This window comes from Streptomyces sp. WG5, from assembly GCF_049974565.1.
Lineage (GTDB): Bacteria > Actinomycetota > Actinomycetes > Streptomycetales > Streptomycetaceae > Streptomyces.
This window is the reverse complement of sequence record NZ_JBNGGC010000018.1, coordinates 71,557-95,959: the sequence shown is the minus strand read 5'-3', so window position 1 is coordinate 95,959 and position 24,403 is coordinate 71,557. Positions and strand designations below refer to the sequence as shown.

Genomic DNA, 24,403 nt, shown 5'->3' with positions numbered 1-24,403 from the left:
GGTGGTGCGGCTCCCGCACCGCCCGCGTACGCCCGCGTGCACGGCCGGGGATGTGGCTCTCCGCTTCCGCTCGGGTGCGGGAAGTTGTCCACAGGCCGGTACGCAATCTTGACGGAGCGGTGCGAACGGGGTGACTCTGGGCGGGTGCCGGAAAGCCTCGGGGAGGGGGCTTTCGATGGCACACCAGGGGGGCGGATGGCCACAGGGGAGGCCGGTCCGGGATCGGTGCGGTCTGGTTCGCAGCCGAGGAAGCGGCTGGAAGAGACCATGCGCAGCCGACTCGGCCGGGAATGCGTGTACGTACCGTCGTGCCGTTTCGGGCTGTACGCGGCACTGCGTCACTGGTGCCCGCCGGGCGGCCGGGTTCTGATGTCGCCGGTCAACGACGACGTCATCTTCTTCGTCGTGCTCGCCGCCGGACTGCGGCCGGTGCAGGCGCCGCTGAATCCGTCGGACGCGTCCATCGACATCGATGCCGTGCCCGAGGAGACGTGGGGCTCGCTGTCCGCCGTGCTGACGACGAACCTGTACGGGAACCCCGACCCGGCGCCCGGACTGCGGGCCCGCTGCGACGCGCTCGGCATCCCGCTGTTCGAGGACGCGGCGCACGCCATCGGCAGCGAGGTGGGGGGACGGCCGGTCGGCGCCTGGGGCGACGCCTCCGTCTTCAGCCTATCGAAGCACGTCGGCGCGAAGGCCGGTGGCATCCTCGCGGTCGCCGATCCGGGCCTGCGGGAGGCGCTGGAGAAGGCCTGTGACGACCTGCTGCTTCCCCGCCGCGCGACGGCGGAAGTCGCCTATGCCGTACGGCCGTACGCGGAGGCCGCCGTACGCGGACTGCGGCTTCGGTCGGCCGCCTGGGCCACGATGCGGATGCTGGGGCTGACGGAGCGGGAGGGGATCCGGATGCCGCTGCGCCCTGACGAGCTGGCGCGCGCGGTCGCCTCGGCCCCCGACCTGGACGCCCATGACTCCTGGGTCCGCGTCGACATGCACGACTACCGGCTGCGGGGCGGCCGGTTCCGGCTCCGGCGCATCGGACACGGGCTCGACAGGCTGGACGGCGTACTCGCCGGCTGCCGTGCGGGCACGGAGCTGCTGTTGTCGACGCGCTGGGCGCGGCCGGAGGCGTGGGAAGGCGCGAGGAGCCGGTCACCGGACACGGCGCAGCCGTTGTTCCGCGTGCCGCTGCTCGTGGCGGACCGGGACGCGGCGGCCCGGGCGCTGGCCCGGCGCGGCATCGTCGTCGGATACCTCTACGACCCGCCGCTGGACGACTACGCGGGCGCCGCCTTCACCGACCCGTCGCCTTCCCCCGAGGGGGCGCGCTGGTTCGCGCGGCACGCGCTGCCGGTGGATCCGCTGCGGGCCCGTGCGGCCGTCGCGGCGCTGGAGGAGTCCGGAATACGGCCGGCCGAGGCACCGGAGGGGCTGGTTCCGTCCGGTGGCTGAGACCCAGGTGCACGAGACCACCGCGGCGCCCTCGGGCGGCGGCGAGAGGCTGCCGGAGAGCGGGCGCGGCGGCGACTCGCTCTTCAAGAACGCCTACTTCCTGATGCTCAGCACCGGTGTCTCCGCCGTGCTGGGCCTCGGCTTCTGGCTCGTGGCCGCCCGCTACTACTCCGAGGAGGCCGTCGGGCAGGGCTCCGCCGCCATCGCCGCCATGCGGCTGCTCGCCAGCATCACGGCGACCACGATGATCGGCGCCGTGGTCCGTTTCGTGCCGCGGGCCGGCCGTGCGACCGGATGGCTGGTGTGGCGTGTCTACGCGGCCAGTTCGGTGGTCGTCGCCGTGGCCGCCGTCGTCTTCCTGCTCACCCTCGACCTGTGGGGCGCCTCGTACGCGCCGCTGGGCACCGCCGAGGCGGGGGCGCTGTTCGTCGCGGCGTGCGTGGCCTGGGCGCTGCTCACCCTCCAGGACGGCGTGCTGACCGGGCTGCGCAAGGCGGAGTGGGTGCCCGCCGGGAACGCGGTGTTCTCGGTCGGGAAGCTGATCCTGCTCGCCGTCTTCGCCACCACGCTGCCGGTGCTCGGCATCTTCGTGTCCTGGGCCGTGGCCATCGCCTTCTCCACCCTGCCCCTCGGCTGGCTGATCTTCCGCAGACTCATCCCGCGCCAGGCCGCCGCCGACCATGACGTGGAGCCGCCCAAGGTCCGCGAGATGGGCCGGTTCCTCGCCGGGGACTCACTGGGCGCGGTGTTCAGCCTGGCGATGATCAACCTGCTGCCGGTGATGGTCGCGGTCAACTTCAGCGCCGCGGAGAACGGCTACTTCTACGTGGCCTACACCGTCGGCGGCACGATGGAGTTCATGGCCATCAACATGGCCTCCTCCCTCACCGCGCACGCCTCGCACGACCCGCGCCGCCTCGCCGACGGTGTCCGCGGAGCGCTGCGCCGCATGACGCTGCTGCTGGTGCCCGTCGTGCTCGTCCTGGTCGTCTTCGCCCCGCAGATCCTCGCGCCCTTCGACGAGGACTACGCCGAGCACGGCTCCACGGTGCTGCGGCTGCTGGCCCTCGGGGCACTGCCGAGGATCGTGGTCGAGCTGTACATCGGCGTGCTCCGAGTGCAGGGACGTACCGGTGTGCTCGCCGCCGTGCAGGGCACCATGTGCCTCCTCGTGCTGGGCAGCGCGGTGATGCTGTTCACCCCCGCCGGGATCGCGGGCGCCGGCTGGGCGGTGCTGGGGAGCATGACGGTGGTCGCCGTCGGCTGCGTGCCCGGCCTGCGCGCCGCCCTGCGCGGCATCGACGGAGCCGATGATTCCGGGAGTCCCGGGGACTCGGGTTCCTCCGGCGGCGCCCGGCTGCGGGGTGGGCGCAAACCCGGCCCCGGCACCTCCTACGGCACCCACTGGGCGCGGCTGAACGCCACCGCGGGGTACGGCACGAGCTGGGCGCGGCGGGCGGCGTACGAGCAGGGGCAGTCCGAAGAGGCGTCGCGGGACGACACGGTCGCCCTGTTCATAGGGCGGCCGGGGTACGAACGGGAAGCCCTGGAGGCGGACACCCTCGCGGTGATCGTCCGGCCGCCGCGGCACCCTGACGCCGAGCCCGGGCCGGTATCCGGCTTGGACCGGGAATCCGGAGTGGACGACGTTACGGACGTGGACTCGGACCTCGGCCACGGCGCTGACGCCGACTCCGGTCCCGACTCCGGCCGCTCCATGGCTGCTGACCGTGATGGGGACCACGGCCACGACAGGGACCATGTCCTCGACGCCGATGGCGGCCCCGACGGTGATGTCGGCAGGTTCGTCGGGGGCGACGACGGAATCGGGGCGATCCCCGAGTGGCGTCTGCGGCCCGCCCTGTGGCTGCTGCTCGGCGTCGCCACCGTGGTGTTCCTGGTGGCGATGCGTGAACTTCCATGGCTGGACGGCGCGTCCGCGACCGGGGCGGAACTCACGGGACAGGAGCTGATGCGGGGGCTGCCGCTGCCGGCGCTGATCGCGGGGGCCCTGCTGCTTGTGGTGTTCGTGGCATCCGTGACCTTGTGCGCCTCGCCCGACCCGTGGCTGCCCGGCACCGCGCTGGGTGCCGCCGTCCTCGCCCTCCACGCGGCGCCCGTCGCCCTCGGCCGGGAACCGGAGGCGTTAGGCGGGGCGTTGTACACCGAGACGGCCGGATTCCTGGCAGAAGCGGTGGGGCTCGACGGGCCCGGCCCACTGCTGCGCTGGACGCCGCTCGTCCTGCAGCTGCTGTGCCTCGTGCCGCTGTGGCTGCTGCTCGCGAAGGCGGGGACCCGGCTGCCGTGGCAGGGGCGCTGGGGGGTTCTGTATCTCGCCGCGGTGGGGAGCTGGGTCTGGCGTCAGGAGCTGGCACCGGTCGTGCCGCCTCTCCTCCTGCTGCTCGTCCTCGTCGTCCTGTTCCTGTCCCTGCGCCGCCCGGCCTCGCTGCGGGGCATGACGGACATGGCACAGCCCCCACACCGCACCAGACCGAACGACACGTCCAGGGACTGATCAAGCACAGAGCCGAATCGCCAGGGGGGAACCGTCGTGCGTCCGCCAGTAACTCCACGGGAGAGATCCGCACCAGAGCCCGCGCCCGGGCAGGAGACCCCGGACGCGTCGAACCGGGACGCACCGGCACCCTCGGACGCGCCGGGCACCGGGGCGACCCCCGTGCGCGGGTACGAACGGGACCACGGACCCGACCGCGACGACCCCGAGCACGACGAGCACGAGCACGGGCCCGAGCACGACGAGCCCGAGCACGACGACCACGAGCACGGGCGCGGCTGCACACGAGAGACGGTCGTGCCCTCGCGCACCTCGCAGGAGTCGTCTGCCCGCACCTCGCAGGAGTCGGCCCCCAGGACCTCGGAGGAGGCGTCCGCCCGGCCGGGCCGGGGCGCCACCACCAGCGACCACCACCCCTCTACCGCGGAGTCCCCGGGCTCCGCCCCCGAGCCGCCCGTGACGGATCTGTCCGACCTCACCCCAGCCGCCTGGCCGGCCCGCGCGGCCGCCGCGTGGCCGGCCGTGCCCCTGCTCGTCGCGCTCGCCCTGTGGGGTTACGCGACGCGTCACACCGACGTGTCCGCCCTGGACGACTTCGGCCTGGTCAGCGCAGTCCACCCCACCTTCTGGGCCGGCCTCGTCGTGCTCACCACCGGGTTCTGGTTCACGGTCCGCAACCCGCGCCGTCGCCCTGCCTGGTCGTTCGCGTACGTCCTGGGCCTGCTGGTGATGGAGCGGGCCACCCAGGCCGTCCTCTACCCGACCCCGCTCTACGCGTGGGCGTGGAAGCACGACGCGGTCGTCGACCACCTCCTGACGTCCGGCGGGCTCCAGACCGCGGACCAGCTCGGCGACATGGCCGTCTACGACCAGTGGCCCGGCTTCTTCGCCGCCCAGGCCGCGCTGGTGCGACTGCTGGGCGTGGACAACGCAGCGATGTACATGGCCTGGTGGCCGCTGGCCTCCAGCCTGATGCTGCTGCTCCCGCTGCTGCTGATCTACCGGACGTTCACCGAGGACCGGCGGTTGATCTGGACCGCCGTGTGGCTGTTCTACGTCGCCAACTGGGTGGGCCAGGACTACTTCTCCCCGCAGTCCGTCGCCTTCGTCCTGCACCTGGGCGTCATCGCGGTCGTACTGCGCCGCTACGGCCGCTCCGGCGGGCGGCGCGGCCGGCAGGGGCAGGCGGTGTGGACCGTACTGCTCAGCGTGCTGGTCACCGCCATAGTCGTGTCGCACCAGCTGACCCCCGCCATGCTCGTCGTCACGCTCGTCGCCCTGGCCTTCACACGCCGCCACCGGGACTGGGTTCCGGCGGTCACGACGGTCGTCGTCTTCCTGGCCTGGTGCCTCACGGCCGCGCTGCCCTTCCTGTCCGCCGCCATGCCGGACATGATCCGCTCGGTCGGTGACGTCGGCGCCAACGTGGAGACGGGATACGGGGCCACCCCCACCGGCACCGGCGCGGTGATGACCTCATGGGCGGCCCGGCTGCTGTCGGGTTCGGTGCTGCTGCTCGCGCTGGCCGGCGTACTGCGCCAGCGGGTGCTGCGGCACCGGGCACTGCCGCTGCTGCTGGTCGCGGCGGCACCCCTGCCGATGTTCGTGGCGAGCAGCTACGGCAGCGAGATGATCTTCCGGGTTCTGATGTTCACCCTGCCCGGCGCGGCCTTCTTCGCCGCCGCCGCGCTGCTGCCGAAGGTCCGCACGCTGGCCGCCGACGCCGCCGCGCGGGAAACCGCCGGACGTGCGCCGGCCACCACCGCCCGGCGTCGTCGCCTGCCGCTGCCCACGTTGCCCCCGCTGAGGTACGGGGCCTGGGGGCCGCCGCTCGTGCTGCTCGCCGGGACCCTCGCCTTCGTGCCGAGTTACTCGGGCAAGGACCGCATCAACTACTTCCCGTCCCGGGAGGTGGCCATGGTCCAGCAGCTCTTCGACCAGGCGCCGGACGACTCCCTGGTCGTCGCCGCCAACCGGAACTATCCGCTCGCCTACGAGCAGTACTGGAGGGTCGACCACTACTGGTTCCTCGACGACGACCGGAGCCACATCGACGAGATCGTCCGGGACCCGGCCGCCGTCCTCGCCCGCGACATGTCCGCGGTGGAAGCACCGGCCCGTGCCTACTTCCTGCTCACCCAGGGACAGGTGGCCAACTCGGAGATGAACGGGCAACTGGACGAGGCCCAGTTGAGACGAGTGCGGGAGTCCGTCGCGAACTCGCCGCGGTTCGAGCGCGTGGCGGAGAACAGCGCCGGCATGCTCTACGTCCTGAAACAGGCGAGCCGAGAAGGGGAGGGAAGCGGACGATGACACCGCAGGACGCCGGGACGCCGCAGGACGCCGGGACATCGCAGGAAACCGTCACTCCGCAGGAAGCCGCCGCATCGCAGGACGACGTAAGGACACGGCAGGGCGACGTAAGGACACGGCCGGACGCCACGACTGTGCCGGACGCCATGACTCCGCAGGACCTGGTGGTCCGCATGCTGCCGCCGTTCGGCGGCTGGCTGGCGCTCGCCGCGCTCGCCCTGCCCGGCGGCTCACCGTTGCGCGGCGCGGCGGTCGCCGCCTTCCTGGCCGTCGGCCCGGGGGCCGCGCTGGTCAGGATCTTGGGCCCCGCGCTGCGGGCCCGCCGTGCGGAGGGCCCCGTCGAGCGCCGCGAGGCAGACTTCGAACGCCACTCCGACCTGCTGGAACGGCTGATGCTGGCCGTCCTGCTGAGCGTGAGCGCCGCGCTGCTCGTCGCCACCGTACTGATAGCCGCGCACGCCTTCAGCGGGGACCGCGTCCTGCTGACGCTCACCCTGCTGACCACGCTCGCCGCGTTCTGCCCGCGCCTGCGTGCCTCCCCGACGGCCACGACGGTGCCGGGGACGGCGCCGAGGACACGGAAGGGTTCCACTTCGTGAGGTTCGCCCGTCCCGCTCGCCGCACGACTGCGGACTCGACGACGACCGGACAGCACCGCAGGCCCAAGGCCCCCAGGGACCCGGGCCGGCGCCGTCTGCTGATCACATCCGTCACGGCCACGTGCGCGGTCCTGGTCGCGGTGCTCGCCCTGCGCGACGCCTCCGGCCCCGCCGACCCGGCCGACGACGCCAAGTGCCGCCCGACCGAGATCCTCGAACCGCCCTGCGGCGCGTGGTTCGGCGCCTTCGTGCCGCACGACAAGTCCGACCTGGCCGAGAAGGTGCACGCGTACGAGAAGAACGTCGGGCGCAGGCTCGACATCGTGTACACGTACCACGACATGTCGGCGGTCACGGAGACCCGCCTGGAGGGGCAGCTGCTCACCGAGCAGGAACAGCGCGTCGGCGAGGACCGCATGCTGCTGCTCTCCTGGGAGAGCAAGTGGTGGGGCGGCACGCAGCAGCAGCAGCCCACCTGGAAGCAGATAGCCGCCGGCGACCTGGACGACTCCGTGATCGACGTCCAGGCACAGCGCATCAAGGAGTACGGGGAGCGCACGGGGAAGAAGGTGTTCCTCTCCTTCGACCTGGAGATGGACACCCGTACGCCGGACAACGGCTCCCCGGCCGACTACGTACGGGCCTACCGGCACATCCACGACCGGTTCCGGGAGCTGGGCGTCGACAACGTCGTGTGGACCTGGATCATCACCGGCTACCTGGACCACGCGGACCTGTTCGGGAAGATGTACCCGGGGGACGAGTACGTCGACTGGATCGGCTACAACCAGTACAACTACTACCTCTGCCACAAGACGGACTGGCTCAGCTTCGCCCAGACACAGCACGCCACCCACGACTGGATCCGCGCCAACCTCTCCGACGACAAGCCCCTGATGCTCTCGGAGTTCGGCAGCGCCTCCGACCCGAAGCGGCCGGACCGGCAGGCGGACTGGTACGCGCAGGTGCCCGGGGTGCTCAAGGAGCTGGAGGGCGTCAAGGCCGCCCTCCAGTGGAACTACCGGGACCCGGGACCGCACTGCAACCTGGCCGTGGCGGGCGACCGGGCGTGGGCCAGCCTGCGCGAGGTGGCCGGCGACCCGCACCTCAACCAGCCACGCGAGTGACGGGAGCGCCCTGCCGGCTACCCGGCGAACTCGGGGCCCCGGACCAGGGCACGCCCCCGCCGGTACCACCGCCACGCGACCGTCTTCGGCCCGTCGCGGTAGGGGGCGATCCGGGCGCCCCCTCCCGCCAGCCACGCCTCGACGTCGGCGACCGTGTGGCTGCGCCGCACGATGAGCCGGGCGATGCGGTACCGCTCGTCGCGGTCCGAGCTGAGCGCGTGCCGCACGGCGGTCGCCGTCTCGTACCCGGCGCGGGCCGACAACGACCGCACCTTCGCGCTGTTGTAGCCGTGCGGGTAGGCGAGGTGACGGACCGGGTGCCCGAGGGTGTCCTCCAGCACCGCCTTGGACGTGCGCAGTTCGTACGCCAGGGCCTTGGCGGAGAGCGTGTCGAGCTGGGCGTGGGTGACGGTGTGGCTGCCGATCTCCATGCCGAAACGTTCCAGCTCCGCCGCCGCGTCCAGGGTCATCATCGGGGCGGGCGGCAGCAGACTGCGCCCGCCCGGGGCGATGGCCCCGGTGGTGAGGTAGGCGGTGGCGGGCAACGCGCGCTCGGCCAGCGCCTCGGCCGTGGGACCGGGCAGGTCGGCGAAGCCGTCGTCGAAGGTGAGCAGAACGGGCCGGCTCGGCAGGGGCGCCCGGCCTGCGAGATGGTCGGCGAGCGCGCTGATCGTGACCGGCGTCATGCCGCTGTCGGCGATCGCGTCCAGGTGGGCGGCGAACTGCCTCGGGCTGACGGTGAACTCGGCGATCCACGAGGGCGGATCGTCCATCACGGCGTGGTAGAGGAAGACGGGTATGTGCCCGCCCGCTGCCGGGGCCCCCTCCCAGGCCCCGCCCGTCGCCGGGGTCTTCTCCCGGGCCCCGCCTGCTGCCGGGGTCTTCTCCCGGGCCCCGCCCGCTGCCGGGGCCTCCTCCCCGGCCACCTCTCGGGCCCCTTCCCGGGCGCCGGTCGCTCCCGGAGCCTCCGCCTCGCTCATCGCGCCTCCAGTGCGACCGTGCGCAGGGCGCGGCGGGCCCGCAGATAGCCGACGGGACCGTAGAGCATGCCCTGACGCTGCAACCGGGACAGGCGCCGAGGCCAGGGATGCGTACGGGAGTCGTGGCCGCCCGGCACGTCCGCCACCGGTCCCGTGCCGTCGGTTGCGTCGCCGTCGGTTGCGTCGCCGTCGGTGGCGGCACCGTCGGCGGTGGCGCGTACGGCGGTCAGCCCCCGCGCGTGCGCCAGCCCGCCCGGCACCCGGGCGAGGAAGGCCGGCAGCAGCGACGGACGGTTCACCAGGATCGCCGTGAGGTACGCGGTGAGGCCCGCGCCGTAGCCGTACGCCTGGGTCTCCAGGTCCCGCCAGGTCTCCCGGTGGTGGTGCCAGACCAGCGCGCTCGGGGTGTAGCGCAGCCGCTGCCCCTCGGCGAGGACGCGGACGAATCCGTAGAGGTCGTCGCCTCCCCGCGCGGGTGTGCCCGCGCCGGTCGCCGGGTCGAAGCCGCCGACCGCCCGCAGCACCGCCGTACGGAAGGCCATGTTGGCGCCCGAGCCGAACCGGCCCGCGGTGAACGGGAAGAGCGGCTCGTCGGCGGGCGGGTCCGCCGGGTCGTACGTCCGCGGGGTGAAGCCCTTCGCGAAACCGCCGTGGCTCTCCAGCAGCACCTGGGCGGGGGTGCGCAGCCGCGCGGGCAGGATCAGCCCGGTGGTGCAGCCCAGGCGCGGGTCGGCGGCGAACGGAGCGGTCAGTTCGGTGAGCCAGTGCGGGTCGGCGACCACGTCGTCGTCGGTGAACGCGATCACCTCGCTCCGTACGGCCGCGAGCCCCCGGTTGTGCGCGATCGCGAGTCCGGGGACCGGTTCGCACACGTACCGCACCCGCTCGCCGTACTTCCGCTCGACCAGCTCACGGGTCTCCCCGGTCACGGGCGCGTTGTCGACGACGACGATCTCGAAGTCCGGGTGGTCCTGCGCGAGCAGCGAGTCCAGCGCGCGGGCGAGCTGGTCCGCCCGTTCCCGGGTGGCGACCACGACACTGGCGGACGGCGGCCGGGGCAACGGCTCGGGAGGCTCCCCGCCCGGCAGCTTCCGGGCGAGCCCGGCCAGCACCTCCTCGGGATCCGCGCCCTCGGGAACCTGCCCGAGCACTGTACCGATGGGCCGCCCCGCCCTCCTGACCAGGACGAACACCGCGCCGGACGTGACCGGCGCGCTGCCCGGCCCCGGTCTCAGCTCCGCCGCCGCGGAGCCGGCAGCCGACCGGACGCCAGGCGCCCTCTCGGCTTGAGCAGCCCCCTCGACGCCAGGAGCCTCCTCGGTACGAGCAGCCCCCTCGACGCCCTCCCCTCCCCCGGAGGCGTCGGCTCCGATGTCCAGCTCGGCGACCTGCACCGGCCCGATGCCGAGGAACCCCTCTATCTCCCGTCGTGTCCCCTGCCGCGCACGCCGCACACCGGCCATGCGCCCACCCCCTCGTAGATGCCCTCCGTCATGACCGGCGAAGCCGGGCCGCGCCCCTCAACGTCCTGACCGCCAGCGACGCCAGCCGGGGCCGGTCGCGCACGAAGCCGTGCGCGCGGCGGGCCGGCTCGCGGCCGAGCCAGTGCAGCGCGGCGCCCGCTCCCGGACGTGTCGCCGCTCCCTCGTACACGGGCAGTTCACCGGTCTTCAGCGAGTCCTTGTACTCCGCCGGGCCCCGCCCCATGTCGAGCATGCCGATGCCCTCGGCGGCGGCCGCCTCGGCCATCCGCAGATGCAGGATCAGCCCCGGCGAGTACTTCGCGAAGTCCGGGTCGTACGCCGGGAACCAGCAGGCCAGCACCGTCGCCGAGCGCAGTCCGAAGTGGGCGGCGACCGGCCGTCGGTCGGCGTAGAGCACGGACAGCGTGCCGGTGCACTCCGGCGCCCGGGTCTCCGCCAGCCGTGCCACGAGCCGGCTGATCCACTCCTGTGCGAACCGGTCGCGGCGCCCCGTCCTGCGGTACTGCGCCGACTTCCACTCCATGAGCGTGCGCAACGCGGCCGGGTCACGCTCGTCGAACACGAAGCGCACGTCACCGACCTGGCGGCCGAGCCTGCGCTCCTTGGCGAGGGTGGTCTTGAGGAACTTCGGTGACCGGTCGCGCAGTACGTCCTCGTACGCCTCGTACCCCCGCTCGACGTCGATGACGTAGGTGGTGAGCTCCTCGGCGGCGTACGGCACGAACAGCTCCTGGTTCGCCTCCAGGTTGTCGAAGGCGAAGCTCGACAGGGAGCAGGCCCGCAGCAGTTCGCGGGTGTTCAGGGCGAGGTCCTGGCGCAGGACCGCGCCCTGGCAGTCCGACACCCCGAGCCCGATCGCCCGGCCCTGTCCCAGCGGCCCGCGCTCGTGCGGCAGGAAACCGGACGCCTCCCCGCCGTCGTACACCACCGCCACCCGCGCCCGCGGCCGTACCCGGCCCACGACGTCGGTGAACTCCGGTTCCATGAACGGGTTGCGCAGCGCCGTCGACTTGGCGCGCAGCTCCCGCCAGTGTTCCCGCTCCCCCTCGCCCAGCTCCTCCGGCCTGAGCACACGCACACGTCCGCTGTTCAACCCGACCCCCCGATCAAGTTCCCCCTGGACAACAGGAAGGTACCTCCGGGGGCCCCGGGCCGGTAGGTAGCGGACCATGTTGTTGCCAACCGGTGCACAGGCCTTTAACCGGCTTTAGTCGATGATGTGCCAGGTTTCGGACAGGTTCGTGCGTCCTCGTGCGCCTGTAGGCCGTACTCGTGCGGACTCGTGCCGTACTCGCGCGTCCTCGCTCGGATGCGATCGCGGGTGAGTCGGACAGGTGCGGTGTCCGTATTCTCTGATCATGGACCGCACCGCATATTCACTCGTCGCCACCGACCTCGACGGCACGCTGCTCCGCGGCGACGACACCGTCTCCGACCGGTCGCTGGCCGCGCTGGCGCGGGCGGCGGGGGCCGGTGCGCGGCATCTGGTGGTGACGGGGCGGCCGGCGCCCCGGGTGCGGTCCCTGCTCGACCGCCTCGGCTGCACGGGACTCGCGGTGTGCGGACAGGGTGCGCAGGTGTACGACGCCGGCGCCAACCGGATGCTGTGGTCGGTCACGCTGGACCGGGAACTGGCCGAGACCGCACTCGGCAAGATCGAGGCCGAGGTGGGGCAGGTGCACGCCGCGGTCGACCAGGACGGCGTCGACGGCCTCACGCTCATCGAGCCCGGGTACCTGATGCCCCACCCGACGCTGCCCGCGGTGCGGGTCGAGCGGCGCGACGAACTGTGGTCCACGCCGATCAGCAAGGTGTTGCTGCGCCACCCCGACCTGTCCGACGACGAGTTGGCGGCGACGGCGCGCGCGGTGGTGGGCTCCCTCGCCACGGTCACCATGTCGGGGCCGGGAACGGTCGAGCTCCAGCCGTGCGGCATCACCAAGGCGACCGGCCTGGCACTGGCCGCCGAGCGGCTGGGGGTGAGCCGACGGCGGACGATCGCCTTCGGGGACATGCCCAACGACATCCCCATGTTCGACTGGGCGGCACACGGTGTCGCCATGGCCGGCGCCCACCCCGAACTCAAGGCGGTGGCCGACGAGGTCACCACGACGAACGAGGACGACGGCGTGGCCGTCGTCCTCGAGCGGGTCTTCGGAGCGTCCTGAGCGGAGCCCCTCGGCCGGATCGACCTCATCGGGGCCTCCTGACCGGAGAGCCTTCTGACCGGAGCCCCCTCGGCCGAGGAGCTGCCTCGGCCGGAGCCTCGTGGCTGGAGTCGGCCTTGGCTGGGGCCCCTGGCCGAGGACTTCCTGTCGGAGTCCTCGGCCGGAGCCTCCTTGCCAGTGGCTCAGTGGCTCAGTGGCTCAGTGGTCAGTGGCTCAGCGGCTCAGTGGATCGGGCCTCAGGCCTCGGGCCTCTGTGCCAGTGCCTGTCAGTACGCGCCGAAGACGTTGTCCATCGAGCCGTACCGGTCGGCCGCGTAGTTGCAGGCCGCGGTGATGTTGGCGACCGGGTCGTACGGGTCCCAGGAGGTGCCGGGCACGTGGTACGCCTCGAAGGTGGGCGCGATCACCTGGAGCAGCCCCTTGGACGGGGTGCCGTTGATGGCGTTGATGTCCCAGTTGTTGATGGCGAACGGGTTGCCGGACGACTCCCGCATGATGTTGCGGTGGATGCCCTCGTACGACCCGGGGATGCCGTGCTGGGCCATGATGTCGAGCGACTCCCGGATCCAGCCGTCGAGGTTGTCCGGGTAGGTCGTCGCCGCGGTGGTGGCGGTCGCGGCGGCCGGGGTGGCCGGGGTGGCCGCGGACGCGCCGGTGGCGCCGAGGAGCGGCAGGGCGAGCACGGCGGCGCCGGTGCCGGCCACGGCGAGCTTGCGGGCGAGGCGGCTGGTCCGGGCGTGACGGTTCTGACCGTTGGCAGACATGTGTGAGTCCCTCTCCTTACGCCTGCGAGGTGAGCTGTCGGGTTCGGGCGGGGAGGTGCCCGGCCGGGTCCTGACGGACACGGCTTCACCCCGAGCCGCTCCGGTGGTGACCGGTGCGGCGACTTACCTGGGTCCCCCGCTCCTGCCTGCGAGTGTGTTGGCGGATGACTGTGCGTCCGGGCGGTGGCAGGATTCGGCGTCCGCCCGACAGGCCGGGAACGTATGCGAGAGCACATGTCCGAAACAAGTGCAGGAATCACCCAACGCGCCTGTTGACCTTGATCTGGGGGGTTTGAGGTACTTGATCCTTTGCGGCCACCAAGGGCCAATTGCCTTGCGGCACAAAGGGAGGGCACAGCCGGCGGCATGGTTGCCCGGGGGTGTGGAGGAGTGAGTCAACTCACCCGCATCGACAAGTGTGGCAAATCGGGCATTGGGATCAACTGTGGGTCAATTGCCCGTAGGGCGGAGAGCTTCGGGTGTTGACCGACGGCCGAGCGGGCCCGCTGTCGCGCGCACCCGGTGTGCGACCCCGCCCTGATCGGTGTTTCCGTGTGTCCCGGGGGCATCCGTTCGGGGGTGGGGGCAGGGAGAGCCGAGTGGGTGACGTATCCGGAGTGCGAGCCGTTGGGAGGGATGATGTGATCTTCAGTGGCGGGTTCTGGCCCTGGCGATGTCGATCAATGTCTGCTCATATCGCCTGATCAAAAACATACTGTTCATGATCCGATACCGACCGGCCTGTAACGGTGGGCGCTAGCGGTGATCGAAAGGTGACCGGATACGCTGGCTCGAGTGGTGGCAGCGACCTATCGACAAACCAGGTAATCGCCAGTAGACACCAGCAGACAGGAGACCCCTCGTGACCGTCGTCGGGCCGTTCGGGCTGAGCGTGCGGGACCAGGCTCTGGAAGCCGATGTCCAGGCCGGATTGGTTGCTGTCGAGGAAGGGTTGCTTGAGGCAACCAAGAGCGAGGTTCCGTTCATCACGGAGGCCGCCCAGCATCTCGTGCGGGCCGGCGGCAAACGATTCCGGCCACTGCTGGTCATGCTCTCGGCCCAGTTCGGCGACCCCTATGCCCCCGGGATCGTGCCCTCGGCCGTCGTCGTGGAGCTGACCCACCTCGCCACCCTCTACCACGACGACGTGATGGACGAGGCCGCCGTGCGGCGTGGTGTGGCCAGCGCCAACACCCGCTGGGGCAACTCGGTCGCGGTCCTCACCGGCGACTTCCTGTTCGCCCGCGCCTCCCAGATCCTCGCCGACCTCGGGCCCGAGGCGGTCCGCGTGCAGGCACTGGCGTTCGAGCGGCTCGTCACCGGACAGATCCTGGAGACGGCGGGGCCGCAGGACGGCCGGGACCCCGTCGACCACTACCTGGACGTGCTGGGCGGCAAGACGGGATCGCTGGTGGCGGTCTCCTGCCGGTTCGGCGCGATGATGTCCGGCGCCGACGAAACGGTCGTGGACGTGCTGACCCAGTACGGCGAACGGCTCGGCGTCGCCTTCCAGCTCGCGGACGACGTCCTGGACATCGCCTCCGACTCCCAGGAATCGGGGAAGACGCCCGGCACCGACCTGCGCGAGGGCATCCCGACCCTTCCGGTGCTGCGGCTGCGCGAGCGGGCGGCCCGACTGGGGCTGGCCGACGACATCGCCCTGTGCGAGCTGCTGGGCTCCGACCTGAGCGACGACGCGCGGCACGCGGAGGCGCTGCGGCTGCTGCGCGCCCACCCCGCGCTGGAGCAGGCGCGACGCGACACGGTGCGGTACGCCAAGGACGCCCGGGCGGCGCTGGCCCCGCTCAGGGAGTGCGAGGCGAAGGCCGCGCTGGTGGAGCTGTGTGACGCCGTGGTGCACCGGGCCGGCTGAACATCCTGGCCGCCCGTGACCTGCGCCGGGGGGACCGCGCCGCAGGGCGGACGGCGGCGTACGTCGGCGATGGGCGGCGTACGGCTGTACAGCCCACCCCCTACGGGCCGGGGGAGTCGTGGCCCCTCCGTGTCATCCCGCAGGAGTAGGCGGAGTTGAGCCCGCGGTCTGACGATTCCGCCTGGCCGATTTGGTCAGATGGACACCACGGAAACACCAATCCTCACCGATTCGGGTGAGAATGGCGGCTCACGGGTTGACGAGTGCGAGGTCGCGAGAAAGCCGCCGCCGACGAGGAGGCAGGGCACACATGGCACCGATCGATTCCGACGACAACACGACGGCCGGGGCGGACGAGGGTCTGCGGGCAGGGCGGCGCAGGGCCGCACGGTACGTCGTTCCGGTCGCGGTGATGGGAGTGGCGGCCGCGACGATCGGCCTCGTCCCGGCGATCGCGGACTCCGGGGATCCGGACCTTCCGAAGGTCACGGCGGAGCAGCTCATCGAGAAGATCGCCACGTCGGACGTCCAGCAGCTGTCCGGCACGGTCAAGATCAGCACGGACCTGGGTCTGCCGGACCTCGGCGGCCTGGAGAGCGGCCTGTTGTCCGGTATGTCCGGCGGTTCGGGTCCGGGGGGCGACGAGGAGGGCTCCGCGGCCGACCCGTCGGCCAAGCTCACCGGGCTGGTGACCGGCACCCACACGCTCCGGGTCGCCGCCGACGGCCCCGACCGGCAGAAACTGTCGCTGCTGGAGAACGCCGCCGAGTACAGCCTGATCCACGACGGCAAGGACGTGTGGGGCTACGACAGCAAGTCCAACGAGGTCTACCACTCCACCATGTCCGGCAGCGCCGAGCAGTCGGAGGAGGAAGTGCCGGCCACCCCGAAGGACTTCGCCGACCAGGCCCTCAAGGCGGTCGACGACACCACCTCCGTGACCGTCGACGGCACCGCGCAGGTGGCCGGCCGGGACGCCTACCGACTGATGATCAAGCCCAAGCAGTCCGGTTCCACGGTCGGCGCCATCAGCGTCGCGGTGGACGCCAAGACCGGCATGCCGCTGAAGTTCACGCTGACTCCGGCGAGCGGCGGTGCCGCGGTCGTCGACGTGGGCTTCACCCAGGTCAGCTTCGCGAAGCCGGACGCCTCGACGTTCGACTTCACCCCGCCCAAGGGTGCGAAGGTCACCGAGGCTGACGAGGTGGCCGAGGCGCCGGAGCGCGGGCGGGCCGGGGGTGACCTCGGCGAGGAGATGGACGGCCTGAAGGAGCAGGGCGGTCCGGAGGTCATCGGCGAGGGCTGGAACGCGATCGCCACCTTCGACACCGGCGGTCAGGGCCTGCCCACGGCCTCCGCGGGCGGCGACCTCGGTGGCTTCCTCGGCTCCTTCGGCGACCAGGTCAAGGGCGACTTCGGCTCCGGTACCGTCTTCAAGACCCGCCTGGTCAACGCCCTGATCACGGACGACGGCAAGGTCTACGCGGGTGCCGTCACCAAGGACGCGCTGGTCAAGGCGGCCGACGCGGCCCAGTAAGCGTCGGCGGCAAGAGCCCCGGGCGCCGGGCATCGGGTGCCCGGCATCGGGGGTGCCGGGCACCCGGGGCGTCAGCGCGTAGGAGCGATCACGAAGTGAGGGAGCCGATGGCCGAACCGTCCGCCACGGAACCGGTGGGCCCGGGCCAGGAGAGCGGCACGGACGACGCCGTCATCGCCACCCGTGCGCTGACCAAGCGCTACCGCGGCGGCCAGCTCGCCGTCGACGGTCTGGACCTGACCGTCCCGGCGGGCAGCGTCTTCGGCTTCCTCGGCCCCAACGGCTCCGGCAAGACCACCACCATCCGCATGCTGATGGGTCTGATCGAACCGACCTCGGGCACCGCCCGGGTGCTGGGCCGGACCATGCCGGGTGCCGCCCGCGCCGTACTGCCCCGGGTCGGTGCCCTCATCGAGGGCCCGGCCCTGTACGGCTTCCTCTCCGGACGCGACAACCTGGTGCGCTACGACGCGGCGGACCCGACCGCCGACCCGCGCACCCGGCGCGAGCGCGTCGCGGCGGCGCTGGACCGGGTGGGCCTCGCGGCCGCCGCCGGCAAGAAGGCGAAAGCGTATTCGCTCGGCATGAAGCAGCGCCTCGGGCTCGCCGCGGCACTGCTCCAGCCGCGCCGCCTCCTGGTCCTGGACGAGCCGACCAACGGGCTCGACCCCCAGGGCATGCGCGAGATCCGCGCGCTCGTGCGCGAACTGGCCTCCGACGGAACCACTGTCTTCCTCTCCTCCCACCTGCTGGACGAGATCGAGCAGGTGTGCACGCACGCCGCCGTGATGGCCCGGGGGCGGCTGCTCACCCAGGGCCCGGTCGCCGACCTGGCGGCCGGGGCGCGCCGCCGGCTCGTGGTGACGACGCCGGACACGGGGGAGGCCGCCCGGGTGATGAAGGAACAGGGGGCCGGGGACGTGGTCGTCGCCGAGGACCGGGTGACGGCGGAGCCACCCGACCGTGACCTCGCCGACCTGAACGCCGCGCTGGTCACGGCCGGTGTCAGGGTCCGGGGCCTCGCAGTGGAACGGGCCTCCTTGGAGGACGCGTTCGTGGCGCTGACCGGAGAGGGCTTCGATGTCGCGGGCTGAGGTGTCACAGAGCGAGGTGGCGCAGGCCGAGGTGTCACAGACCGAGGTGGCGCGGGCGGTGCGTGGCCCGAGTCCGCTGTGGTCCTTGGGACTGCTGCGCAGCGAAGTGCTGATCACCTTCCGGCGCTGGCGCACCCTCGCCCTGCTGGGCGTGCTGGCCGCCGTGCCGGTCCTGGTGGGGATCGCCGTGAAGATCGAGACGAGCGACGGGGCGTCGTTCGGCGGTGGCGGTGGTGGTGGCGGTGGTGGCGCGGGACCGGCGTTCATCTCGCAGATCAGCAACAACGGTCTGTTCCTGGTCTTCACCGCGCTCGCCGCTACCCTCCCGTTCTTCCTGCCGATGGCCGTCGGCGTCGTCGCGGGCGACGCGATCGCGGGCGAGGCGAGCGCGGGCACGCTCCGCTACCTCCTGGTCGCCCCGGCCGGCCGCACCCGGCTGCTGCTCGCCAAGTACGCCACGGTGATCGCCTTCTGCGTCGCCGCCACGCTGGTGGTCGCGGTCTCGGCGCTCGCGGTCGGGGCGCTGCTGTTCCCGGTCGGTGATCTGACCACCATCTCCGGCACCCGCATCACCTACCTGGAGGGCCTGGGGCGCGCGCTGCTGATCGCCCTGGTCGTGGCCGCCTCACTCGTCGGCGTCGCGGCCCTCGGTCTGTTCGTCTCGACCCTGACGAGCAGCGGCATCGCGGCGATGGCGACCACGGTCGGGCTGCTGATCACCATCCAGATCCTCGACCAGATCCCGCAGCTCGACGCGCTCCACCCGTACTTCTTCTCGCACCACTGGCTGTCCTTCGCAGACCTGATGCGCGAGCCGGTCTACTGGGACGACCTGGTGAAGAACCTCGGCCTCCAGGCCCTCTACGCGGCGGTGTTCGGCTCGGCAGCCTGGGCTCGGTTCACGGCCAAGGACATCACCTCGTAGGAGCGGTGTCCGCCGCCCGCTCGTACGGGAAACGGGCGAGCGGCGCCTCCTGCGCGAAGAAGGTCTTCGCGCGGGCCAGTGCCTCGGTGTCCTTCAGGACGTCACCGGGCCTGCTGCCGTTGCCGAGCAGCACGCCGCCGAAGCGCATCCCCATGTAGGCCGCCGAGTTGTGCAGGCTGCCGATCAGCGGGTCGGCGACCTCCTGCTCCTGGTGTGCGAGCGCGGTCACGCCCCACAGGGTGCGGCCGGCCAGGGTCGCCTTGAAGTCGAGGCCGGGGGTGCGCAGCCAGCCGGACCAGTGGTCGAGGTAGCGCTTGACCGGCGCGGACAGCGAGTACCAGTACAGCGGCGATGCGATCACGATGTCCGTGGCGGTGAGGGTGGCATCGAGCAGCAGGCCCGCGGTGCCGTCCGTGGGGCGCACGTGGTCGCTGTCGTGCCGCAGATCCTCGAACTCGGGCAACGGATGCTCGGCCAGGGCGATCCAGCGCTGCTCGACGTGCGCGGGAAGCTGTTCGGCGGCGCGGCGGGCGAGCAGTTCGGTGTTGCCTTCGGGACGGCTGCTGCCCAGCAGGAAGAGGAAACGGCGGGTCATGAGGTCCCCCGGAGTCATCGGCGTGCGCGGATACCAGCACATGCATCATATGCATGTGCATGCACTTCTGTCTCTCCTTCGGGCCGGCTCGGAGCACCCCGCCCGAGATCCCCCGCGCGGCCGGCCCGCGTCGACCTCCCGATACGGGCGTGACCTCCTGGAACGAGCCTGTGACAGCCCGGTGACGTGAGAATCGCGAGCGAGCGGCGAGACTCGACGGTAGGTGTATGACAGGTAGGCACGACAGGCATGACAGGCTCTGGACGGCAGGCGAACAGGCCGCCGACGGAAGCCGCCGATGAGTGGGGGAACGATGTCTCGACTCGGCCGCGACAAGCAGCGGGTCCACGAGGGTGCGGGGCGCTCACCCGCCCCTGCGGCGGCGACGCCGATCGACGTCCGCGTGCCGGAGGCCGGCCCCGGCGCACGCAGCGCGTCGGTCGACGGGGCGCTGGTCGTCGCGGCCCCCGGCGAGGAGATCCAGAACGCGGTCCTGAACCGCCTCCACCGCCTCGCCGTCGCCGCCGGCCTTCCCGTCCTCGCCACGATCCACGACGAGCGCATCGGCTATGCAGTCCCGCTCCGGGTCGACCCCGACGGATCCAGCCACCTCGCCGCGGAACCGGTGCCGACGGCTCCCGAGGAGCCGGCGGTACGACGGGACGAGTCCCCGTACGCCCTCCGGCCGGTGGAGCCGGTGAGGGACGGCGCCCCTGCGTTCCGTCCGCCGGCGGTGCCCGAGCCGCAGCGGACGCCGGCGGGCGAATCCGCACCGACGTTCACGCTGCGGGCTCTGCCGGAACCGGCCGGGAGCGCGGCGGCGCCCGGGACGGTGGCACCGCCGACGCGAGAGTTCGGGCCGCCGCCCCGGATGGACGGTGCCCCCGCGACCGACACTCCCGAAGGTGCGGGACCGCAGACGGCGACCGGGCGGGTCGCCGAGCCCGGGTCTGCCGTCGGGCGCCGGCCGGCACCCGCGTCCGAGCCGGCACCCGCGTCCGAGCCGGCACCCGCGTCCGAGCCGGCACCCGCGTCCGAGCCGGCACCCGTTTCTGAGCCGACCCCTGCGTCCGAGCCGGTCCGTGTGTCTGAGTCGACCCCCGCGCCTGAGCCGGTCCCCGCGCCTGAGCCGGTCCGTGCGCCCGGGCCGGTCAGTGGGCGTGAGTCGCTCCGTGGGCCTCAGTTCGTTCCCGGGCTCCAGTCCCTGCCCGGGCTCCAGTCCCTGCCCGGGCCCCAGTCCCTGCCCGGGCCCCAGTCCCTGCCCGGGCCTCAGTCCGTCGCCCGGCCCCGGACGGCCGCCGCGCCGGAGCGGCTCACCGCCCCAAGGCCTGCCCTCGTCCCTGAACCGGTTGCCGACCTCGTCCCCGACCACAAGCCCACCCCCACCCCCGCCCGCGGCTTCGACGCCGTGGCCGAGGCCGTGCTCGGGGACGGGCCGCTCACCGCGCCCGGTGACGCCACCACGCCCGCGCTCCTCGCGGAGCCGACGGGCCGGATCAACGAGGCCGTCAGGGAGGGGCGTACGGAGGTGGCGGCCCAGCTGGCCGAACAAGCCGTGACGGAGGCGTCGGAAGCGCTGGGGCCGGAGCACCCGGAAGTGCTCCGGCTCCGAGAACTCAGCGCGTACATCGCGTACTTGTCGGGCGACCCGGACCGAGCCTTCCGTCTCTCCCTGGACCTGGCCCGGACGCACCGCCGCGCAGGCGACCAGGAGGCCGCCTACGGCAACGTCCAGAGCGCGGCCACCGCCTGGCGCGCCGTACGGGACGCGGCGCGAGGGCTGGAGATGGGGCACGACCTGGTCGGCCTGTGGAGCGAACTCGCCGCCGAAGAGGGCCCGGCCGCCGAGGACGCAGATCGGCTGGAGTCCGCCCGCACCCGGATGGGCCGCCTCGCCGGACGCGTCCGCACGCAGACCGGCTGACCGTCCGGCCCGCCGGCCGCGCAGACCGACCGGCCGGCTGATTGGCTTCGTCGACCGGCCGGGGCTTCGTCGACCGGCAGGCTGACTGGTTCGTCGACCGGCCGTTCGGCAGCCCCGGGCCGGATGGACCGCCGCGGGACGTATGCCCTATTGGGACAGTTCCCACATCGCGTACGCGATGGCATCGCTGTTGCGGTTCAGTGCCGTGTCGTCGATGTTGGCGGTGGTGTCGCAGGACGAGTGGTAGCAGCGGTCGAACGGCAGGCCCGCTGTGCCGCCCCATGTGGCCGCCTGCGCGGACGTCTTGCGGTAGCCGGCGCCGCTGAAGAGGCCGCCGACGGGCACCCCCGCACTCTTGAAGGGTGCGTGGTCGGAGCGGCCGTCGCCCTCGGTCTCGATCTCCGTGGAGATGCCGAGGCCGGTGAAGTAGTCCTTGAAGGTCTTCTCGATCGTGGGATCGTCGTCGTAGACGAAGTAGCCGGGGTTGGGGGAGCCGATCATGTCGAAGTTCAGATAGCCGCTGATCTTCGCGCGGCCCGCGGAACCGAGGCTGTTGACGTAGTGGCGCGACCCGACCAGTCCCAGTTCCTCCGCTCCCCACCAGGCGAAACGCAGGTGCTTGGCGGGCTGGTGACCGGACCGGGCCACGGTGAGCGCGGTCTCCAGGACGGCCGCCGAGCCGGAGCCGTTGTCGTTGATGCCCGGGCCGGAGGAGACACTGTCCAGTCGTCCGCGCCCGTGATCGTTTCTCAGTGGACGCAGAACTCGTTCCCTTCCGGGTCCGCCATCACCACCCACTCCCCGCCCGGCTCCTTCACCTGCCGCAGAACGCTCGCTCCCAGCGCCTCGAGCCGGGCGACCTCCTCCTCGCGCGATCCCTCGCCCGGGTGCAGGTCGAGGTGGATCCGGTTCTTGCCGGTCTTGCCCTCCGGTACGCGCTGGAACAGCAGTCGCCGCCCCAGTCCGGTGCCGCTCTCCTCCTGGTAGGGGTCGTCCGGGTGCCGCACGGCGGCGAGGTCCCGCCAGGCGCGGCGTCCGTGGGACTCGACGGTCAGCTCGGCCGGTACGGCCCCGAAGCCCAGCAGCTTCTCGATGAGCGCGCTGTTGTCCTCCACCTCGTAGTGGAGGGCCGCGGCCCAGAAGTCCGCCTGTGCGTGCGGGGCGGCCGCGTCGACGACGATCTTGAAATGCAGTGGAGCGGGAGGCGTGCCCGGGGTCGATGTCATGTAACCAGTTATACTGGTTACATGAGTGAGCGGTCAGCGGAATCGCCGAAACCGTCCCCGGGTGGCCCTGGCGACTCCGGTACTCCTGGCAGTCCCGTTGCTCCTGGTATGACGCTGCTGTCGCACGAGGGCAAGCCGTACCGTTTCGACCCGGGTGCGCTCTGCCTCGAACTGCTGACGACGGGTGGGCCGGGCGCTTTCGCGCGCTGGGAGGTGCTGCACGAGCCCGCAGACCTGGCGGCCTGGGCCGACCGCAGCCGACTGCCGGACGGACTGGACCTGGCGGTGGACGGGACCGACGTGGAGCGGGCCCGGGTCCTGCGGGACGCCCTCTTCGTGCTCACCGCGGACCGCGCCCATGGACGTCCGCTCCGGCCCGGTCACCTCGACGCCGTCAACGCCGCCGCGGCCGGCCCTCCGCTCGTCACCCGTATGGAGGCGGACGGCACCCGTGGCTGGGCCCCGGGTGCCACGGGTGCCCGCCTGCTGTCGACGGTCGCGCGTGACGCGATCGAGCTGTTCACCGGCCCGTACGCCGACCGCATCCGCGAGTGCGGTGCGCACGACTGCTACCTGCTCTTCGTCGACACCTCGCGTCCGGGGCGCCGCCGCTGGTGCGCGATGGAGCACTGCGGCAACAGGGAGAAGGCCCGGGCGCACCGCGCGCGGCGGGAGCCCGGGAAGGGCTGAGGAAACGGGGAGCGAAGACGGAGCGGAGAGCGGAGTGGGCGGGGAACCGGACGGGGAGGCCGGAGGGTTACGGCTTCCCCGCCGGGGTGTCCAGCTGTTCGGACCCCGAGGTGCCGGGCGCCGGTACGCCGGAGGCCACGACCCGCGGCGCCTGTACGGTGCTTTCCTTGACCGGGGGTACGCCGTCGCCCGTTCGGTCGAGCTGTGCCCTGAGCGTCCGGGCGGTCCGGTGGGCGGTGCGCAGGGCGTCCCAGGTGAGCAGGGTGAGCGCCAGCCACACCAGCCCGAAGCCGGCCCAGCGCTCGGGCGGCATGGCCTCGCCGAAATAGAGGACGCCGAGCAGGAACTGGAAGACCGGGGCGAGGTACTGCAGCAGTCCCAGCGTCGACAGCGGCACGCGGATCGCCGCAGCGCCGAAGCAGACCAGGGGGACGGCGGTGACCAGGCCGGTCGCGGCGAGCAGCGCCGCGTGCCCCGCGCCCTCGGTGGTGAAGGTGGAGTCGCCCTGGGCGCCGAGCCACAGCAGGTAGCCGAGCGCGGGCAGGAACTGGATGGCCGTCTCGGCGGCCAGCGACTCGACGCCGCCGAGGTTGACCTTCTTCTTCACGAGGCCGTACGTGGCGAAGGAGAAGGCCAGGCAGAGGGAGATCCACGGGGGCTGGCCGTAGGCGACGGCGAGGACGAGCACGGCCGCGAAGCCGGTCCCGACAGCCGCCCACTGCGCGGGCCGCAGCCGCTCCTTCAGGAGCAGCACGCCCATCGCGATGGTGACCAGCGGGTTGATGAAGTACCCGAGCGAGGCCTCGACGACATGGCCGCTGTTCACAGCCCAGATGTAGACGCCCCAGTTGACGGTGATGACGGCGGCGGCCACGGTGACCAGACCGAGCCTGCGCGGCTGTCGCAGCAGCTCGCCGGCCCAGGCCCAGCGTCGTACGACGAGCAGGGCGACGGCGACGAAGGCCAGGGACCACGCCATCCGGTGGGCGAGGATCTCCCCGGCTCCGGCAGGCTTGAGCAGCGGCCAGAACAGTGGAACGAGCCCCCACATCCCGTATGCCGCGAAGCCGTTCACCAGGCCTATGCGCTGCTCACTCCTCGAAGACCCGGCCACGGGCACCTCCTTCTCGCGTACGG

19 protein-coding genes, 1 pseudogene and 1 riboswitch are annotated in these 24,403 nt (G+C 72.3%); of the genes and pseudogenes, 12 read left to right on the top strand and 8 right to left on the bottom strand.

Translation table 11 applies throughout. The features are described from left to right. The first annotated feature begins 195 nt into the window (after window positions 1-195). The 5 genes from ACP4IX_RS20605 to ACP4IX_RS20585 all read left to right on the top strand — a co-directional run bounded on the left by ACP4IX_RS20605 (window position 196) and on the right by ACP4IX_RS20585 (window position 8,006). On the top strand, window positions 196-1,452 hold the full coding sequence (locus ACP4IX_RS20605; protein ID WP_426556300.1) for a DegT/DnrJ/EryC1/StrS family aminotransferase: 1,257 nt from the start codon (window positions 196-198) through the stop codon (window positions 1,450-1,452). Beyond that, window positions 1,445-3,967 (top strand): lipopolysaccharide biosynthesis protein, encoded by a 2,523-nt coding sequence (locus tag ACP4IX_RS20600; RefSeq protein ID WP_426556299.1) that lies wholly within the window; start codon window positions 1,445-1,447, stop codon window positions 3,965-3,967. The genes ACP4IX_RS20605 and ACP4IX_RS20600 overlap by 8 nt, the downstream gene beginning before the upstream one ends. A 162-nt stretch (window positions 3,968-4,129) precedes the next feature. Then, window positions 4,130-6,280: a glycosyltransferase gene (locus tag ACP4IX_RS20595; RefSeq protein WP_426522311.1), complete on the top strand. Its 2,151-nt coding sequence runs from the start codon at window positions 4,130-4,132 to the stop codon at window positions 6,278-6,280. A 146-nt stretch (window positions 6,281-6,426) separates the two neighbouring features. Beyond that, the gene (locus tag ACP4IX_RS20590) at window positions 6,427-6,879 is read left to right on the top strand and encodes a hypothetical protein (RefSeq protein WP_426522312.1); all 453 of its coding nucleotides are present in this window, start codon (window positions 6,427-6,429) and stop codon (window positions 6,877-6,879) included. Further along, complete coding sequence (locus tag ACP4IX_RS20585; RefSeq protein WP_426522313.1) at window positions 6,876-8,006, top strand: glycosyl hydrolase; 1,131 nt, start codon at window positions 6,876-6,878, stop codon at window positions 8,004-8,006. The genes ACP4IX_RS20590 and ACP4IX_RS20585 overlap by 4 nt, the downstream gene beginning before the upstream one ends. A 17-nt stretch (window positions 8,007-8,023) precedes the next feature. Here the strand turns inward: ACP4IX_RS20585 and ACP4IX_RS20580 are convergent, their stop codons facing one another. From ACP4IX_RS20580 to ACP4IX_RS20570, 3 genes are all read right to left on the bottom strand, one after another. Then, on the bottom strand, window positions 8,024-8,779 hold the full coding sequence (locus ACP4IX_RS20580) for a polysaccharide deacetylase family protein (RefSeq protein WP_426556349.1): 756 nt from the start codon (window positions 8,777-8,779) through the stop codon (window positions 8,024-8,026). 203 nt (window positions 8,780-8,982) lie between these two features. Then, a complete protein-coding gene (locus ACP4IX_RS20575; protein WP_426556298.1) occupies window positions 8,983-10,449 on the bottom strand; it encodes a glycosyltransferase in 1,467 nt (488 codons plus the stop codon). Between the two features lie 28 nt (window positions 10,450-10,477). Next, the gene (locus tag ACP4IX_RS20570) at window positions 10,478-11,548 is read right to left on the bottom strand and encodes a GNAT family N-acetyltransferase (RefSeq protein ID WP_426556297.1); all 1,071 of its coding nucleotides are present in this window, start codon (window positions 11,546-11,548) and stop codon (window positions 10,478-10,480) included. 280 nt (window positions 11,549-11,828) lie between these two features. Between ACP4IX_RS20570 and ACP4IX_RS20565 the strand changes: the two genes are divergently transcribed. Further along, on the top strand, window positions 11,829-12,638 hold the full coding sequence (locus ACP4IX_RS20565; RefSeq protein ID WP_426522316.1) for an HAD family hydrolase: 810 nt from the start codon (window positions 11,829-11,831) through the stop codon (window positions 12,636-12,638). Window positions 12,639-12,904: 266 nt separating this feature from the next. On the opposite strand, the gene ACP4IX_RS20560 is transcribed toward ACP4IX_RS20565, so the two are convergent. Continuing rightward, on the bottom strand, window positions 12,905-13,402 hold the full coding sequence (locus ACP4IX_RS20560; RefSeq protein ID WP_426522317.1) for a transglycosylase SLT domain-containing protein: 498 nt from the start codon (window positions 13,400-13,402) through the stop codon (window positions 12,905-12,907). Window positions 13,403-13,407: 5 nt separating this feature from the next. Further along, window positions 13,408-13,575: riboswitch (cyclic di-AMP (ydaO/yuaA leader) on the bottom strand. Between the two features lie 689 nt (window positions 13,576-14,264). On the opposite strand from ACP4IX_RS20560, the gene ACP4IX_RS20555 reads away from it, so the two are divergent. From ACP4IX_RS20555 to ACP4IX_RS20540, 4 genes are all read left to right on the top strand, one after another. Next, entirely contained in the window at window positions 14,265-15,275 is a 1,011-nt protein-coding gene (locus ACP4IX_RS20555) for a polyprenyl synthetase family protein (protein ID WP_426522318.1), read from the top strand. A gap of 310 nt (window positions 15,276-15,585) precedes the next feature. After that, window positions 15,586-16,812 (top strand): LolA family protein, encoded by a 1,227-nt coding sequence (locus ACP4IX_RS20550; RefSeq protein WP_426556296.1) that lies wholly within the window; start codon window positions 15,586-15,588, stop codon window positions 16,810-16,812. 107 nt (window positions 16,813-16,919) lie between these two features. Then, the gene (locus ACP4IX_RS20545) at window positions 16,920-17,906 is read left to right on the top strand and encodes an ABC transporter ATP-binding protein (RefSeq protein WP_426522320.1); all 987 of its coding nucleotides are present in this window, start codon (window positions 16,920-16,922) and stop codon (window positions 17,904-17,906) included. Then, window positions 17,893-18,831, top strand: coding sequence for an ABC transporter permease (locus ACP4IX_RS20540; RefSeq protein ID WP_426556295.1), 939 nt, complete (start codon window positions 17,893-17,895; stop codon window positions 18,829-18,831). The genes ACP4IX_RS20545 and ACP4IX_RS20540 overlap by 14 nt, the downstream gene beginning before the upstream one ends. Here the strand turns inward: ACP4IX_RS20540 and ACP4IX_RS20535 are convergent. After that, window positions 18,821-19,426: a flavodoxin family protein gene (locus ACP4IX_RS20535; RefSeq protein WP_426522322.1), complete on the bottom strand. Its 606-nt coding sequence runs from the start codon at window positions 19,424-19,426 to the stop codon at window positions 18,821-18,823. The two genes, ACP4IX_RS20540 and ACP4IX_RS20535, sit on opposite strands and share 11 nt — an antisense overlap. 313 nt (window positions 19,427-19,739) lie before the next feature. Between ACP4IX_RS20535 and ACP4IX_RS20530 the strand changes: the two genes are divergently transcribed. Then, on the top strand, window positions 19,740-21,350 hold the full coding sequence (locus ACP4IX_RS20530; RefSeq protein WP_426556294.1) for a tetratricopeptide repeat protein: 1,611 nt from the start codon (window positions 19,740-19,742) through the stop codon (window positions 21,348-21,350). A 147-nt stretch (window positions 21,351-21,497) separates the two neighbouring features. On the opposite strand, the pseudogene ACP4IX_RS20525 reads toward ACP4IX_RS20530, so the two are convergent. Next, window positions 21,498-22,076, bottom strand: a pseudogene (locus tag ACP4IX_RS20525) (M28 family peptidase); the annotation flags it as partial. A gap of 23 nt (window positions 22,077-22,099) precedes the next feature. Further along, window positions 22,100-22,576: a VOC family protein gene (locus ACP4IX_RS20520; protein WP_426556293.1), complete on the bottom strand. Its 477-nt coding sequence runs from the start codon at window positions 22,574-22,576 to the stop codon at window positions 22,100-22,102. Between the two features lie 108 nt (window positions 22,577-22,684). On the opposite strand from ACP4IX_RS20520, the gene ACP4IX_RS20515 reads away from it, so the two are divergent. After that, window positions 22,685-23,266 carry a CGNR zinc finger domain-containing protein gene (locus ACP4IX_RS20515; protein ID WP_426556292.1) on the top strand — a complete coding sequence of 194 codons (582 nt, stop codon included), beginning with the start codon at window positions 22,685-22,687 and terminating at the stop codon, window positions 23,264-23,266. 67 nt (window positions 23,267-23,333) lie between these two features. Here the strand turns inward: ACP4IX_RS20515 and rarD are convergent, their stop codons facing one another. Beyond that, entirely contained in the window at window positions 23,334-24,380 is a 1,047-nt protein-coding gene (gene rarD, locus ACP4IX_RS20510) for an EamA family transporter RarD (RefSeq protein WP_426556291.1), read from the bottom strand. Between the last annotated feature and the right edge of the window lie 23 nt (window positions 24,381-24,403).

Bases quoted from the DNA above. Each gene is read 5' to 3' on its own strand.
- ACP4IX_RS20540 (WP_426556295.1), top strand. From the start codon at position 17,893: ATGTCGCGGGCTGAGGTGTCACAGAGCGAGGTGGCGCAGGCCGAGGTG.
- ACP4IX_RS20565 (WP_426522316.1), top strand. From the start codon at position 11,829: ATGGACCGCACCGCATATTCACTCGTCGCCACCGACCTCGACGGCACG.
- ACP4IX_RS20535 (WP_426522322.1), bottom strand. From the start codon at position 19,426: ATGACCCGCCGTTTCCTCTTCCTGCTGGGCAGCAGCCGTCCCGAAGGC.
- ACP4IX_RS20545 (WP_426522320.1), top strand. From the start codon at position 16,920: ATGGCCGAACCGTCCGCCACGGAACCGGTGGGCCCGGGCCAGGAGAGC.
- ACP4IX_RS20520 (WP_426556293.1), bottom strand. From the start codon at position 22,576: ATGACATCGACCCCGGGCACGCCTCCCGCTCCACTGCATTTCAAGATC.
- ACP4IX_RS20605 (WP_426556300.1), top strand. From the start codon at position 196: ATGGCCACAGGGGAGGCCGGTCCGGGATCGGTGCGGTCTGGTTCGCAG.
- ACP4IX_RS20560 (WP_426522317.1), bottom strand. From the start codon at position 13,402: ATGTCTGCCAACGGTCAGAACCGTCACGCCCGGACCAGCCGCCTCGCC.
- ACP4IX_RS20580 (WP_426556349.1), bottom strand. From the start codon at position 8,779: ATGGACGATCCGCCCTCGTGGATCGCCGAGTTCACCGTCAGCCCGAGG.
- ACP4IX_RS20530 (WP_426556294.1), top strand. From the start codon at position 19,740: ATGTCTCGACTCGGCCGCGACAAGCAGCGGGTCCACGAGGGTGCGGGG.
- ACP4IX_RS20575 (WP_426556298.1), bottom strand. From the start codon at position 10,449: ATGGCCGGTGTGCGGCGTGCGCGGCAGGGGACACGACGGGAGATAGAG.
- ACP4IX_RS20590 (WP_426522312.1), top strand. From the start codon at position 6,427: ATGACTCCGCAGGACCTGGTGGTCCGCATGCTGCCGCCGTTCGGCGGC.
- ACP4IX_RS20550 (WP_426556296.1), top strand. From the start codon at position 15,586: ATGGCACCGATCGATTCCGACGACAACACGACGGCCGGGGCGGACGAG.
- ACP4IX_RS20515 (WP_426556292.1), top strand. From the start codon at position 22,685: ATGACGCTGCTGTCGCACGAGGGCAAGCCGTACCGTTTCGACCCGGGT.